Annotated in this window: 17 protein-coding genes; 10 read left to right on the plus strand and 7 right to left on the minus strand. The window is 43.0% G+C overall.

From position 1 onward, the window contains the following. Positions 1-73 precede the first annotated feature (73 nt). Positions 74-646 carry a DUF5366 family protein gene (locus ACQKL6_RS02165; RefSeq protein ID WP_402871073.1) on the plus strand — a complete coding sequence of 191 codons (573 nt, stop codon included), beginning with the start codon at positions 74-76 and terminating at the stop codon, positions 644-646. A 77-nt stretch (positions 647-723) separates the two neighbouring features. Here the strand turns inward: ACQKL6_RS02165 and ACQKL6_RS02170 are convergent, their stop codons facing one another. Then, positions 724-981, minus strand: coding sequence for a hypothetical protein (locus ACQKL6_RS02170; RefSeq protein ID WP_402989979.1), 258 nt, complete (start codon positions 979-981; stop codon positions 724-726). A gap of 34 nt (positions 982-1015) precedes the next feature. Beyond that, positions 1016-2878: a transglycosylase domain-containing protein gene (locus ACQKL6_RS02175; protein ID WP_427650451.1), complete on the minus strand. Its 1863-nt coding sequence runs from the start codon at positions 2876-2878 to the stop codon at positions 1016-1018. A gap of 289 nt (positions 2879-3167) precedes the next feature. Here ACQKL6_RS02175 and kapD point away from each other — a divergent pair, with 289 nt between their 5' ends. Continuing rightward, entirely contained in the window at positions 3168-3791 is a 624-nt protein-coding gene (kapD, locus tag ACQKL6_RS02180; RefSeq protein ID WP_402871079.1) for a 3'-5' exonuclease KapD, read from the plus strand. 40 nt (positions 3792-3831) lie between these two features. On the opposite strand, the gene ACQKL6_RS02185 is transcribed toward kapD, so the two are convergent. Continuing rightward, entirely contained in the window at positions 3832-4218 is a 387-nt protein-coding gene (locus tag ACQKL6_RS02185) for a kinase-associated lipoprotein B (protein ID WP_427650453.1), read from the minus strand. A 180-nt stretch (positions 4219-4398) separates the two neighbouring features. Between ACQKL6_RS02185 and ACQKL6_RS02190 the strand changes: the two genes are divergently transcribed. The 4 genes from ACQKL6_RS02190 to ACQKL6_RS02205 all read left to right on the plus strand — a co-directional run bounded on the left by ACQKL6_RS02190 (position 4399) and on the right by ACQKL6_RS02205 (position 6595). Next, positions 4399-4989: a peptidylprolyl isomerase gene (locus ACQKL6_RS02190; RefSeq protein WP_402871083.1), complete on the plus strand. Its 591-nt coding sequence runs from the start codon at positions 4399-4401 to the stop codon at positions 4987-4989. Between the two features lie 131 nt (positions 4990-5120). Then, complete coding sequence (locus tag ACQKL6_RS02195; protein WP_402871085.1) at positions 5121-5345, plus strand: hypothetical protein; 225 nt, start codon at positions 5121-5123, stop codon at positions 5343-5345. Between the two features lie 143 nt (positions 5346-5488). Continuing rightward, entirely contained in the window at positions 5489-5965 is a 477-nt protein-coding gene (locus tag ACQKL6_RS02200; protein ID WP_402871088.1) for a GNAT family N-acetyltransferase, read from the plus strand. A 15-nt stretch (positions 5966-5980) separates the two neighbouring features. Next, on the plus strand, positions 5981-6595 hold the full coding sequence (locus ACQKL6_RS02205; RefSeq protein ID WP_402954285.1) for a PH domain-containing protein: 615 nt from the start codon (positions 5981-5983) through the stop codon (positions 6593-6595). Positions 6596-6645: 50 nt separating this feature from the next. On the opposite strand, the gene ACQKL6_RS02210 is transcribed toward ACQKL6_RS02205, so the two are convergent. Then, positions 6646-7503: a manganese catalase family protein gene (locus tag ACQKL6_RS02210; protein WP_402871092.1), complete on the minus strand. Its 858-nt coding sequence runs from the start codon at positions 7501-7503 to the stop codon at positions 6646-6648. A gap of 142 nt (positions 7504-7645) precedes the next feature. Here ACQKL6_RS02210 and ACQKL6_RS02215 point away from each other — a divergent pair, with 142 nt between their 5' ends. After that, complete coding sequence (locus tag ACQKL6_RS02215) at positions 7646-8398, plus strand: TraR/DksA C4-type zinc finger protein (RefSeq protein WP_402954282.1); 753 nt, start codon at positions 7646-7648, stop codon at positions 8396-8398. 44 nt (positions 8399-8442) lie between these two features. On the opposite strand, the gene ACQKL6_RS02220 is transcribed toward ACQKL6_RS02215, so the two are convergent. Further along, on the minus strand, positions 8443-9618 hold the full coding sequence (locus ACQKL6_RS02220) for a MalY/PatB family protein (RefSeq protein WP_427650456.1): 1176 nt from the start codon (positions 9616-9618) through the stop codon (positions 8443-8445). A gap of 130 nt (positions 9619-9748) precedes the next feature. Between ACQKL6_RS02220 and ACQKL6_RS02225 the strand changes: the two genes are divergently transcribed. Next, positions 9749-9994 (plus strand): DUF1871 family protein, encoded by a 246-nt coding sequence (locus ACQKL6_RS02225; RefSeq protein ID WP_427650458.1) that lies wholly within the window; start codon positions 9749-9751, stop codon positions 9992-9994. Positions 9995-10044: 50 nt separating this feature from the next. Here the strand turns inward: ACQKL6_RS02225 and ACQKL6_RS02230 are convergent, their stop codons facing one another. Continuing rightward, positions 10045-10875, minus strand: coding sequence for an alpha/beta fold hydrolase (locus ACQKL6_RS02230; RefSeq protein ID WP_427650459.1), 831 nt, complete (start codon positions 10873-10875; stop codon positions 10045-10047). A gap of 319 nt (positions 10876-11194) precedes the next feature. Between ACQKL6_RS02230 and ACQKL6_RS02235 the strand changes: the two genes are divergently transcribed. Continuing rightward, positions 11195-11695, plus strand: a complete 501-nt coding sequence (locus tag ACQKL6_RS02235) for an Lrp/AsnC family transcriptional regulator (RefSeq protein WP_402871106.1) — start codon at positions 11195-11197, stop codon at positions 11693-11695. Next, positions 11692-12864 (plus strand): aminotransferase, encoded by a 1173-nt coding sequence (locus ACQKL6_RS02240; RefSeq protein WP_402954273.1) that lies wholly within the window; start codon positions 11692-11694, stop codon positions 12862-12864. The genes ACQKL6_RS02235 and ACQKL6_RS02240 overlap by 4 nt, the downstream gene beginning before the upstream one ends. 160 nt (positions 12865-13024) lie before the next feature. Here ACQKL6_RS02240 and ACQKL6_RS02245 read toward each other — a convergent pair whose 3' ends face one another. Beyond that, entirely contained in the window at positions 13025-13384 is a 360-nt protein-coding gene (locus ACQKL6_RS02245) for a helix-turn-helix domain-containing protein (RefSeq protein WP_402954270.1), read from the minus strand. Between the last annotated feature and the right edge of the window lie 30 nt (positions 13385-13414).

Consider the following 13414-nt stretch of genomic DNA (forward strand, 5'->3'; position numbering starts at 1 on the left):
AAAGAGGGGAATATATGTAAAAATCCATTGTGAAATCCTTTTATATCTTGCATAATAATAGGATAAAAGATACATGGATGGAGAAAAAATGAAAAACACGTATTTACTTAGTTATTTCCCGATCATTGCGATACTACTGTTTAGTCTGTCCTTTGCGATTTATGGGGAAATGCAGGTGCTTATCTTATTCGGGAATTTAGGAATCTATCAAGGGATGTTGGAGTTCTTTTCCGAGACAGGAATTAAGCTTGCCTTGATGATTGTGTTGTTGTTGGTCATGTTCATGGTGTTTGCAGCGCTGAAGTTAATCTCGGACACGGTCATTGAGCTTTCCCTTCTATTCTTTTCCAAAGATTCGGATGGGAAAGCATTGACGAGCATCAGGATGGGGTCGGTCATTTATGTGATCGGCGGAGCTTGTTCATTGTTCAGCGTCCAATTCCTCCCGGGGCTCATTTCCATCTTCCTTATCACGAATGTCGTGGCCCTGATTTACTTTGTGTTTAAGTTAAGCTCCAGTGTGAATGTATCTGGGCTGGTCGGACTCATCTTCTTTCCCATCTTCGTATGGACCGCGTTAGTCGCCATCGTCGCTTATTCAGGGTTGAAGTTGTATAACAGCGTGATTGCCAGCCTACCGATATAGCGAATACTCATCCATATACGGAGAAAAGAGCTGCCGGGAACATCCGGCAGCTCTTTTCTCATCGTGTACTTGGTTCCTTATATGAGTGCGTTGATCTTGTTTTGTATGGAAGTGGCATTCGTTGTGAACAAGATATACGTATCAGATACAGTATGAAGCACGATACGATCCGTTGTAGCATATGGCGTGCCAATTCTGATCGCACGTTTATCTTCACCCGCATATGTATCATCTTGAGTCACCTTTATGATTTCGGAAATGGGTATTTCTATTGTGGATAGTTGCCATTTAATGAGTAAATGATCCTGTGATTTTTCAATTGCGATTCCTAGCATCATAATCCCTCCGTCGTCTTATCATGACTTGCTTTTACCATTCAGCGGCTTGGCTGATTGCCTTCCATATCTCTATCTGGGGCTGTCGCGAATAGACGGCTTGCAGGTTGGCTGGCTTATCTTTCCCAACCCAGACGCCGGTTGTATAGTTTCCTGTCAGGCCGACGAACCAAATGTCTTTGGCATCATTGGTTGTGCCTGTTTTCCCCCCGATATATTCAGACGGGAAATAGGCTGAGCGTGCCGTCCCATTCATGGTGACTTCGTGAAGAAGCTGCCTCATTTTGCTGACGGTTTCTTTATTCCACACCTTTTTCGATTGATTTTTCCATTTATAAAGAACGTTTCCTTCTTGGTCCGTGACCTTCGTGATTGCCCGTGCAGGCTGGTAGCGGCCATCATTGAATGATGTAAAGGCATTGGTCATTTCGAGAGGGCTCATCCCGTATTCAAATCCGCCGATGGCCGAACTGATGTGGTGATCTTGGATGGACACCTTTTTGAATTGAAAGGCATTAAGATAGCTGAAGCTCTTTTCTATGCCGGTCTTTTCAAAAAGCCTGATGGCCGGCGTATTATAGGATTGTGCAAAAGCATTCCTTATCGTGACCATGCCGTAGCTCGCCCCATTGTAATTTTGTGGACAGTAGCTGTTGCTACAATAGTTTGCGCCGCTAACAAGCTGATCGATTTCCGCTCCCGTTTCTTCTATATAAGGTGCATAATCCAGAAGAGGCTTTATGGTCGAACCAGGTTGCCTGTAACTTTGGTATGCCCGGTTGAAAGAATTTTTTTTATAATCCTTTCCCCCAATCAAAGAGACAAGCTGGTGCGTATGATGCTGTATAACCACTGACGCACCTTCGATATCATTGAATCCGATTTTCGATTGCATGGCCGACTTGGCCTGGGTCTGTAGATTGATATCGAGTGCCGTGTGAATGGTCACGCCAGATTTCAGAAGCTTTGTGACCTGTTCATTCAGTTTGGCTTCCGCTTGATTGCGTGTGACTTCATCCGAGCTTTTCAATGGTTTTGTCAGACCTTCCGCCGAAGCGACCAGGTTTTTCAACTCTTGATGGACATATGTCACATAATCAGGGTATAAATCGATGTTGGTGGACAAGTCCAACCTGATTTCCTTTTTAATGAGTTTATCGAATTCCTTCTGCTCAAGTTTACCTTGGACAACCATTTGTTTTAGTATCCGCTCCTGACGCTTTTTCGTGTTATCAAAGTGTTTAAGAGGGTTATAGAGTTCGGGATTATTAGGAATGGCTGCAAGAAAGGCCACTTCGGCCTTTGATAGATCCTTGATCGATCGGCTGAAGTAGAGTTGGGAAGCCGCCTCGATTCCGTAAGCCCCGTTGTTGAAGTAAATGGCATTCATATAGAGCTCGATGATTTCGGACTTGGACCGTTTCCGTTCTAGCTGGTAGGCGTAAAAGAGTTCACTTAGCTTTCGGTTATACGTCTTGTCATGGGTAAGGAAAACATTCCTGGCCAATTGCTGGGTGATGGTACTCCCGCCTTGTTTGATCGCACTCTTCTGTGAATTGACAAGCAAGGCCCTACTGATCGCGGTTATATCAATTCCCCTATGCTCATAAAATTTTTGATCTTCCGTGACAATGAACAGGTCTTCTAGAAACACGGGGATATCGTCAAGCTTCAAATAGATCCGGTTTTCTCCATTGGGAATTTCACTAATCACTTTCCCATTTGCGGCCGTCATGTAACTGGTCTGAGCCAGGTCAATCTGATCGAAGGGGATGCGTTCATCCAAGACATGATGGGGAGTTTCAGCTAAAGACCACTCCTGATAGGAAAGAAAGATGAAGATGGATAAGACAGGAACTAAGAAGAAAATCGTGATATAGCCAAGGTACGCGCGCATAGTTCAACTTCCTAACTAATATATTTTTAGTAACTTAATGGAAAATATGTGGGTAAAAAAGAGTGGTCCTTTCGCTCCGTTTCATCCATCATAATCCAAATAAGGAAGATGATAAAGGGTTTCTTCTGAAGTTGCTTAACGCAATGGGGAAAAACTGGCTGGGTGAATGGCTCTGGCTTAATGAAAATCAAATAAAAACTTATTTCAATCTTCTGTTATAATATTCTTACGGAAAAAATAACCAAATTTAGTCGGCGGAAAGATGTCATGAATAAGGAGGGTTCGGAAAATGGATGGACAACAGCAGTATGTATTCATTGATTTTGAATTTACAATGCCCGAAGGAAAGGCAAATCCAGTTGGTTTCTATCCGGAGATCATTGAGGTCGGTTTAATCGCAGTCGTAAACGATACAGTCCAAGAACAGTTTTCTTCCTACGTTAATCCGTCAAGGTTTCCAGAATTGACGAATCGATGCAAGAAATTCCTGAATATTACCCAAAACCAGGTGGATCGTGGAATTTCATTTGAAGAATTGGTTTCCTTTTTAGCAAAATTGGATGAGAAGCATCCAACGACCATCGTCACCTGGGGTAACATGGATATGAAGGTGCTTCGTCAGAACTGTCAAAAAGCAGGTCTGAATTTCCCTTTCACGGGGAAACAGAGCGATCTTTGCCTGGAATACAAGCGTTTCTTCGGAGATCAAAATCAAACGGGATTATGGAAAGCCGTACAGGCCTATGGAAAAGAGGGGACAGGTAAGCATCATAGGGCCCTTGATGATGCCATTACCACGTATAATATCTTTAAACTGGTGGAGAAAGACAAAAGTTATATGAAAAATCACGAACCGACGACAATCGGTGACCGCATCGATTTATCCAAAGTATTGAATCATTTAGCGTTATAAAAGCCAAATCAATTTCTATTGATTTGGCTTTTATTATATGTTATTTAAAATAATCCGCTGCTAGGTCTTCAAGCAGCTCCAAACTTTTGTTGTTCCATTCTGTTTGGCTTTCGGTTAAAGTGCGGGACATCTTCTCAACAGATACCCGTAAGGATTCCTTATAATCTGGAATGTCCCCATCGTATACCCTCACCATATTCATCGGGACATTGGTTTGTTCCCGGAATGCAAGGGCACGTCGTTGATGAAACATGGATACTTCCGTTTGCTTCGGATTATGAAGGTCTCCCTGCATAGGATGCTTCATGACTGCCAATACTTTTACAAGATATGCAGAAGGACGGATATCGGTGATTTCCCCGATATATTTCCCTGTTTTATAAATGGCGGTTACCTTATCGCCAACCTTGAATTCATGCTCGGACATTCCTTCATCCACCTTTCTTGTTCACTCCCTACATGATACATAAGTACGATGATTTTATACAATGAATTTGTTTACTGTATCAAAGATGCATTTTTTTCCGAAGTCGTGTAAAGTGTAGAAATGAAGGTTAAAGAATGGAGATATGAGCCATTTATTTAAAAACGAAAGAGGTAATGAACCATGACAACATTTCCACAATTAACAACCGAAATATCGGAAAATGAAAAAGCGGTGATCATGCAGACGACGCTTGGTGATATTAAAATCAAGCTGTTTCCCAAGCATGCTCCTAAAACAGTAGAAAACTTCTTAACACATGCCGAGAATGGATATTACGATGGAATCATCTTCCACCGTGTCATAAAGGATTTCATGCTACAAGGCGGAGATCCGACAGGTACAGGAATGGGTGGGGAAAGCATCTGGGGCACGAATTTTGAAGATGAATTCTCCATGGAACTGTTCAATCTGCGCGGAGCCCTTTCCATGGCGAATGCGGGTCCAGGAACGAACGGAAGCCAATTCTTCATCGTTCAGGCACAGCATGTAGACAGCAGAATGGGTGAACAAATGAAGCAAGCCGGATATCCGGAAGAAATCATCAGTGCGTATATGGAAAATGGCGGAACACCATGGTTAGACCACAAACATTCCGTTTTTGGCCAAGTTATCGAGGGCATGGATGTTGTCGATACGATCGCCAATGTAGAGACGGTTGCGGGAGACAAGCCAGCTGTGGATGTAGTCATTAAAGGCATTACGATTTTATAAACGAAGGTACGTGAAGCGGGGGGCATAGGGCCTCTCGCTTTTTAGTTTCTAGGGGAGGAACTTGACTAGTGGATTGATTCAATAATTGCTATAATGAGGAAAAAGATCATTTTTCAGGAAGGATGAAATAGATGGACGTTCTCTACTCCGCACTATTAGGCATGTTTCTTTATTTTCCGGAAGACAAAAGTGAATATATTCCCGCAGGCATTACCTGTGTCATCTTTTTGATTGCAGCTGGGTTTACGATGAGGGCCATCATCAGATACTCGAAGAAAGAAGAATTGAAGACGAAGAAGTTCGAGGAGGAAGTGACGAAAAGAAACCGGCATCTACAAGATGATTCCCTTTCTTGAACGGCTTTGTGCTTCTGACTACCTCGTTTTAGCAAAACGGGAATACTTTAGAAAAAAATGAAACAAATAAACTAGTTCCCATTTTGGCATAAGCATTTTATACTATAAGCTATAGAGAGAGAGTTTTGGGGGCGGAAAGTGTTATGCAAATCATAGCGAAGAGAATGATTGCGACAGATACGGTCAAGAGCTTCTTCATGGAACATTGGGAGACGACTCAAGTCGTCTTTTCAATCGGCATGTTCCATTATGCGGAACTCGATGGATTTGCGGTAATGGATGGGGATGAGAAAATCACGGGGATGGTCACGTATAAAGTGCTGAATCAACAATGTGAAATCATTTCCCTGAACAGTGAGCATGAGAATCAGGGCGTGGGCTCATCCTTACTTTATGTGATTGAGAATATCGCCAAGGAAAAGAATTGCCACTCCATTAAAGCCATTACCACGAATGATAATTTACAGGCTTTGAAGTTCTTTCAAAAACGTGGGTATGTCATTTCCGAGATTGTGAGGAATGCCGTGGAAGAATCAAGAAAGACAAAACCGGAAATCCCGTTTTACAGCTCCGATGGCATTCCAATACGGGATGAAATCATTCTCGAAAAACTAGTTTAAATAGGAGGAATGGATATGTTTAAGAAAATGGCAGCAGATGCTCTGGGTCTCAGTGATATAGGAAGTGTGATTAAGCCTGCTGATTATGATAAGGTCGATGCTGATGATTACATCATGCATGAAGATGACGAGAAAATTTATTTCTTGATTAAATCGAAAACGGATGAATATTGCTTCACGAACCAAGCGTTCATCCATCTCGACGGAACAAGTGCCATCAGCAAGAAACGGATGCTGACCAGATATAGCTATAGCCAGTATGAGTTTTCGCATGTGACATTAGAAACCGCTGGTACCGTCGATTTAGATGCTGAGATTAAATTCTCGATCGGTGCTAAAACCTTCTCGATTGACGTGCATAAGAAATTCATCGAGGAATTGAAGGATCTATTTAAATCACTCGTTAAAATTTCGGAAATTTGCCATGAGAATGCCTATGCCCTTCAATTTGCGCAACAAAGCGTAAATTTGGCCTCATCGACATTGAATCAAGTCCGTACAGATGGCAGCCAAATGGTGTCCAGCTTCAAGGATATCAATGCCGCTGCGTTTGACTGGTTGATGGATAGCCGCAAGAAGTACCATGTGAAAGATTTCGGGTATGTGTTCGAAAAATATATCAATAATTAATATCCACAATCCATACAAAAGCGGACACAGCGATGTGTCCGCTTTTTCGTTTAGTTATTGAGGTCATTCAAACCTGGAGCATGTTCACTAGGCATGTCCGGCATCTCTGGAACTGGAAATCCTTTAGGTGGTTCCATGACAGAAAGATTGCCGCCATTACGGCTTGGTGTCTCCCCTTGGAATACTTCGCCGATCTGGGTTTGGTCAAGCCTGAAGTTGAATTGGGCATTATGGTAGCCCAAATCTACATATTTCCGGCATTCCGGATATTTATTCAGGTCATAATTTGGGACAGGGAAGATTTTACCCCAATCCACTCCCAGTGTTTCTAAAGCCTTTGCAAACGCATTTTGATGGGCGTTGTCACGTACCATGAGGAACGCAATGGTTTCACGCAAGGTTTTATTGGAGCTCATTTCATAAATTCTCGATTTTTGGAGTACCCCCGTCGATTCAAGCATCACATTGTTTAAAAGGTTGGCAATTAAGTTTCCATGATCGTATACCCATGACCCATTCCAAGGGTTACCTCCCGCGTCTACGGGAAGGGAAGCTTTGGCACCGATGATAAAATGGTGGGGGTTCGCACCAGACTGAATCACTTCCTCAAGTGGTGCACCATTCGGACCTGAATTTCCCGGTAGATTTCCACCCGCTTCATTTAGCAGCTGATTGATTGTGGTCTGAACAAGCTCTACATGGCTTAGCTCCTCTATAAAAATGCCGCGTATTAAATCTCTATATTTTTTTTCCTTACCACGGAAGTTGGCGCTTTGAAACGAAAACTGCATCAACGTACGCATCTCTCCGAATTGGCCACCGAGCGCTTCTTGAAGGACTTTTGCAGCATGTGGATCCGGTTTGTCCGGTACGATCATATTAATTAGATCCTCTTTATAAAAATACAATGATTAGCCTCCTTTAAGATTTGGTATCATTAGTTAGTTTTTGCAGGATTGTTCAATTTATTCTCGAGGGAAAAAATACCTTTATGGAATGCGCCAAAGAGAGAAATACTAGGGAAAGGTTGATTATGAAAGGGTGTTGCATATGCTATCCAATCAGCAACTAAATAGCTTCCAACAGCAACTTCAGCAAACGAAGCACCGGTTGGGAGAGCAATTAGAGGAATCTTACGCACTTGGCTTAAGAAAGAACGTACGAAATTGGACAGGGGAACTATCCGTGTATGATAACCATCCGGCGGATCAAGGAACGGAATTATTCGAACGTGAAAAAGATTTGGCACTTGGGGAGCATTATCGTGATGAAATCAGGGATATCGATCGAGCGCTTAAGGCCATTGATGAAGGGAATTATGGAAAATGTGAGGTTTGTTCGAAGGAGATTCCGCTTGAAAGGCTGAATATTGTTCCGACCACGACTTTTTGTGTGGAGCATAGCCCATCTCAAGAGACTTCCCATAATCGTCCGGTCGAAGAGGAGGTGCTTGGTCCAAGCTTCGCCACATATGATTGTGATGGGACGAGCTCTGTCGGATATGATGCGGAAGATAGCTGGCAAGACGTAGCTAGATATGGTACATCGGAGACGCCTTCCGACTTTGCCTATCCACCAAGTGATTATGAGGATACGTATATCGATTCGTCTGAAAATGTAGGATTCGTCGAGAACTATGAGAATATAGCCGGTGTGGATCTATATGGGGAAAACTTAACGGTTTATCATAACGTCCAATACCAGGAAATAGAAGATGATTTAATAGAAGAGGATACTCAGACTCCCTTTGGAGATTTGCCGCGTTATGAAAAAGCTCCGTATGTCGAGGAAGAAAACCAATAGCCAAAAGCAAAGAACCAGGCAATTCGCCTGGTTCTTTGTCTGTTTTATGAAAAAGCCAGTTTGAGACGAGTTAATCCATCTTGCAGCAGGCTGAGTGAACAGCCGATATTCATCCGGACAAATCCTTCTCCGCCTGCACCATATTTTGTTCCAGGCTCTAAGGCGATTTTTCCTTTATGGATCAGTCGTTCTTGTATTTCCTTATCGGAAAGACCGAGTTCGCGACAGTCAATCCATAGGAGGTAAGAGGCATCAGGATGCATGACGCGAAGGGAAGGAATTTCAGCAGAAATGAACTCCTCGGCCACTTTAACATTTTCTTCAATATACTCAATCAAATCGGTGAGCCAACTAAGCCCATCCCGGTAGGCGGCTTCCATGGCCGTTAAGGCAAAAATATTCAAACCGTGAAAGGCCTGTCTTGTTTGGGCATTCTGCAGTTTGATCTGGAGCTCTTTATTGCTGGTAATCAAGAACGAGGCCTGGAGACCAGCGATATTGAACGTTTTGCTTGGTGCCATTAACGTGACCGTGATATCGGCTAACTTGTCCGCCAATGAAGCGATAGGATGATGCATGGCTGTTGAGTGAAAGAGGTCTGCGTGGATCTCATCGCTGACAATGGTGACATGATGGGCCAAGCAAAGTTCCCCGATGCGCAATAACTCCTCCTTTGTCCAAATGCGACCGCCAGGATTATGGGGGCTGCAAAGGAGGAATAGCTTAACGCCGGTCTTCAACTTTTCCTCAAAATCTTCAAAGTCGATGGCAAATCCGTTAGCTTCCAAGAGAAGGGGACTATTGACCACTTCCCGTCCATTGTTTTTAATCATGTCGAAGAAAGGGGTATAGACAGGAGATTGCACCAGAATCTTATCCCCAGGTTCCGTAAAGGCCTGAATGGTGGAACCGATGGCTGAAACGACGCCAGAACTGAATGTGATCATGTCTTTTGTGATGGACCATTGATGCCGGTCTTTCACCCATTTTTGAATCTCGCCGTACACCGACTCTGAAGGGACGGTATATCCGAAGACCGGATGATTCGCTCGTTCGATTAATGCTTTTTGAATAGGTTCAGGAGAAGGGAAATCCATATCGGCCACCCACATAGGCAGGACGTCTTCCCTGCCATACAATGATGTAAGGGCCATTTTGTCCCACTTAACAGAACCGGTATGTTCCCTACTGATGTGTTCATCAAAAATAGATCTGTTCAATATATTCACCGCCAAATCATTTTTTTTCATGCCCTGTTAACGTCTTAACGAAAAGATACTTGTTATGATACTATGATAACATGTTCTTTCCGAAATTATGGAGCAGGTGATTATAATGGATACACAACAAATGAATATAGCGTTTGTGGCTACTTTGCAAGAATGGGATCCGTATGGGATTGGCGGGGAATTATATGAACCGGAGATTGCCGACACGGTCGTGGCCTTACGCGATATAGATGACCTTCAGGAACTGGCGGAAAAAATCAAGTCCATCTACGAATTTGCATTTGATGAACCCGTCCAGTTGGAACGGTGTCTACAGGTTGCACAAAAACTGCTGATCATCAAAAATGATGCCAGCTGCTCGATTTAAAGAAAAGGGATGACTCCGAATTCGGGTCATCCCTCTTTATATGGTTTCGTCTATTCGTCTAAAAACTCCTTGATTAACTGATACACTTCTTCGGGTTTCTCCTCCGGAAGTAAATGGCCCGTGTTTTCCATGACAATGAGCTTGGAATTGGGGAGGTCTTCATGTAGTCTTCTTCCAATGTCGAGCGGAACCACTCGATCATACCGCCCCCAAACAAGCAGGCAGGGCGTATCGATTAAATGAAGTTGTTCGGATGATAAATCGCTTTCCTTATCACGTAACATCCTTCCTAAGGCACGAAATATATCATGCTTCTTCATGAAAGGATCGAGATAGCCCTGGCGCATTTCATCGTCGATCATCGTCTGATTATGGACGACATTCCTTAGATTCTTTTCGATGCCGGACCTTTGGAGATATCCCTTTACCCCAAATGAAAAGAAAGGGAAGTAGCTGAGCATCTTCATCTTTCTCGGGAAGCTTGGCTCGTACCCGGATCCGGCAAGAAGGACGGCGCGCTCGACCAGGCCAGGATAAGCTTTGATGAGTTGCAAGGAAACCTGTCCACCCATGGAATGCGCAATGATGCTGAACTTCTTGATGTTCTTTTCTTCCAAAAGCTGTACGACGGAACCTGCGATGTTCCGGAAAGAGTATGTATAGCGATTAGTTTTCCCACTTTGACCGAATGGAGGCAAGTCTATCGAGATGACATTATAGTCTTTCGTTAAATGGGGTATCAGTTTCCGGAAGCTAAAGCTTGATGATAAAAACCCATGGATTAATACCAGGGTGGGGAAAGAGTCATGAACATGAATGTGTTCATAATACATATCGATATCCCCGATCTGCTCAATGTCTTTCTTTACGTAACTTTCCATATTCGTGTTCTCCTCTACCATTCCTAAGCAAAATAAGAAGCTACTGCTGTTGCTTATCTTCCTTAGTTTTAAATAATTTCCTCTTTATCCTGTTACATAACAATACCAGAAATTATCCCCATTAAAAAATACAATTACTATAACAGATATTACGTGAACTTTGGTATAATAGTGTAAGTTTATCCTGACAGAATAGAACTTATTAATTTAATCGTGTCATACATGCCTTTAAACAAGGCTTTAAAAGGAAATTGATCGGGCTTTCTGCCAGCCAAACCATCATGTCTACATTTATGAATTCTAATAGGGAGGTTTTCCAATGCATTTGAATGAAGGGGAATTGGAAGTCTTAAGAATCATTGAAAATAACAGCCGGATCGATCAGAAGGATTTGGCTAAAATGACCGAGTTATCTGAAGCGGACATTGAAGCAACGTTGAAGAAATTGGAAGATATGCGTGTGATTGTACGTTACTTGACCGTGATTAACTGGGCAAAAGTAGATGAATATCACGGTGTGACAGCCATGATCGATGTTAAAGTAACCCCAAAACGCGGAGTTGGTTTCGATGAAGTCGCCAAACGTATATATCGATTCAAAGAAGTGGAGTCCGTTTATTTGATGTCCGGTGCGTATGACCTTTCCGTCATCGTGGAAGGTCGTTCAATGAATGAAGTGGCAAGGTTTGTATCGGAAAAACTTTCGACGCTCGATTCTGTCATTTCCACGACAACTCACTTTATTATGAAGAAATATAAGCATGATGGGACAATTTTTGAACAAACAGAAGAAGACAGAAGGATAGTGGTATCACCATGATTAAAACGAGTTTCGTGTCAAAAACGGTTTCAGAGCTAAAACCATCGGGTATCCGTCGATTTTTCGACTTGGCTGCCAATCTAGAAGGAGTCGTTTCACTTGGAGTGGGAGAACCGGACTTCGTTACATCCTGGGCAGTCCGGGAAGCGGCAATCAACTCATTGGAAGAAGGATACACCTCTTATACAGCTAATGCCGGCTTGATGGAATTGAGGCAGGAAATCAGTGGATATATGAAAAAGCAGTTTGAGGTTTCGTATGATCCCGAGAATCAAATCATTGTTACGGTGGGTGCAAGTCAGGCCCTCGACATTGCCCTTAGGACAATCTTGAATCCTGGTGAGGAAGTCATCGTCGTCGAACCTTGTTTCGTTGCCTATGCACCATTGGTAACGATGGCAGGAGGGGTGCCGGTCACTGTCCAAACTTCCAGGGAGCATGACTTTAAGTTAATGCCGGAGCAACTCGAAGCGGTCATCACACCAAGGACGAAGGCAATCTTGATTTGTTCGCCGAATAACCCGACTGGAACTCAGTTAGAGAAATCGGAGTTGGCAGCACTTGCTGAAATCATCAAAAAGCATGATTTATTAGTCCTTTCCGATGAGATTTATGCGGAGCTTGCATATGATGAGAAATATACGTCATTTGCCGCCATCGACGGCATGCTTGAGCGTACGATCGTCATCAACGGGTTCTCTAAAGCGTTTGCGATGACTGGATGGCGTCTTGGATTTGTATGTGCGCCTCCGGAAATTTCCGCAGCGATGCTCAAAGTCCATCAATACGCGATGATGTGCGCTCCGACCATGGCACAGTTTGCAGCATTGGAAGCTTTGAAGAATGGAATGCAAGATGTGGAAGATATGCGCCGCAGCTACAGAGGAAGACGCAACTATATCGTAAAGTCATTTAACGAAATCGGTCTGGACTGCCATAATCCAGGCGGAGCTTTTTATGCCTTCCCATCCATTGAGAAAACGGGCATGACTTCCATGGAGTTCGCAGAAAAACTGCTTACTGAAGAACTTGTGGCCGTGGTACCGGGAGATGTTTTCGGGGAAAGTGGTGAGGGGCATATCCGTTGTTCTTATGCTTCTTCCATGGAACAGCTTCAGGAAGCCATTAAAAGAATGGATCGGTTCATGCAGAAATATAGCAAGTACTAAAACCCCATACGCAAAAAAATAGGGATTCGCCGTAATATACGGCGAATCCCTATCCATAGGGGGAATTAGAAAAAAGAGTTAATCTTAATGGATTAACATAGAAAGTGTTAATCATAGTATATCCAGTTTATAGAAAATAATACGCCTGATATGGATATTTTTACAATTTAGTTTGTGTGTTATATAAATGATGCATGATATTTAAAATTTGTTCTTCACTGAAATCTTTCGCGGTACGGAGGATGAGCTTAGCCTGTTTGAGTCCAATTTCCTGAATGAGTTCTTCCATTTCTTCATCCAAACCTGAAGCATTCGCAACGGGGCCATTTTGGATTAGCTCTGAGGCAGGGATATCAAGAACGGTGGAAAGCCGTAAAATGGTCTGGGTATCAGGCGTGACTTCCCCTGATTCATACATTTCAATTTTTTTGGTGCCCATACGTAGTTTCAAAGCCAGTTCTTGTTGAGTGAGATTATGATCTTCCCGGTATTGCCGAATATTCTTTGCGATATTTGACATGTCAATCACTCCTTTTTCAGGAAATAGTAG

Source organism: Peribacillus sp. NPDC097197 (assembly GCF_050278025.1).
Lineage (GTDB): Bacteria > Bacillota > Bacilli > Bacillales > DSM-1321 > Peribacillus.

Bases quoted from the DNA above. Each gene is read 5' to 3' on its own strand.
- ACQKL6_RS02165 (WP_402871073.1), top strand. From the start codon at position 74: ATGGATGGAGAAAAAATGAAAAACACGTATTTACTTAGTTATTTCCCG.
- ACQKL6_RS02170 (WP_402989979.1), bottom strand. From the start codon at position 981: ATGCTAGGAATCGCAATTGAAAAATCACAGGATCATTTACTCATTAAA.
- ACQKL6_RS02175 (WP_427650451.1), bottom strand. From the start codon at position 2,878: ATGCGCGCGTACCTTGGCTATATCACGATTTTCTTCTTAGTTCCTGTC.
- kapD (WP_402871079.1), top strand. From the start codon at position 3,168: ATGGATGGACAACAGCAGTATGTATTCATTGATTTTGAATTTACAATG.
- ACQKL6_RS02185 (WP_427650453.1), bottom strand. From the start codon at position 4,218: ATGTCCGAGCATGAATTCAAGGTTGGCGATAAGGTAACCGCCATTTAT.
- ACQKL6_RS02190 (WP_402871083.1), top strand. From the start codon at position 4,399: ATGACAACATTTCCACAATTAACAACCGAAATATCGGAAAATGAAAAA.
- ACQKL6_RS02195 (WP_402871085.1), top strand. From the start codon at position 5,121: ATGGACGTTCTCTACTCCGCACTATTAGGCATGTTTCTTTATTTTCCG.
- ACQKL6_RS02200 (WP_402871088.1), top strand. From the start codon at position 5,489: ATGCAAATCATAGCGAAGAGAATGATTGCGACAGATACGGTCAAGAGC.
- ACQKL6_RS02205 (WP_402954285.1), top strand. From the start codon at position 5,981: ATGTTTAAGAAAATGGCAGCAGATGCTCTGGGTCTCAGTGATATAGGA.
- ACQKL6_RS02215 (WP_402954282.1), top strand. From the start codon at position 7,646: ATGCTATCCAATCAGCAACTAAATAGCTTCCAACAGCAACTTCAGCAA.
- ACQKL6_RS02225 (WP_427650458.1), top strand. From the start codon at position 9,749: ATGAATATAGCGTTTGTGGCTACTTTGCAAGAATGGGATCCGTATGGG.
- ACQKL6_RS02230 (WP_427650459.1), bottom strand. From the start codon at position 10,875: ATGGAAAGTTACGTAAAGAAAGACATTGAGCAGATCGGGGATATCGAT.
- ACQKL6_RS02235 (WP_402871106.1), top strand. From the start codon at position 11,195: ATGCATTTGAATGAAGGGGAATTGGAAGTCTTAAGAATCATTGAAAAT.
- ACQKL6_RS02240 (WP_402954273.1), top strand. From the start codon at position 11,692: ATGATTAAAACGAGTTTCGTGTCAAAAACGGTTTCAGAGCTAAAACCA.
- ACQKL6_RS02245 (WP_402954270.1), bottom strand. From the start codon at position 13,384: ATGTCAAATATCGCAAAGAATATTCGGCAATACCGGGAAGATCATAAT.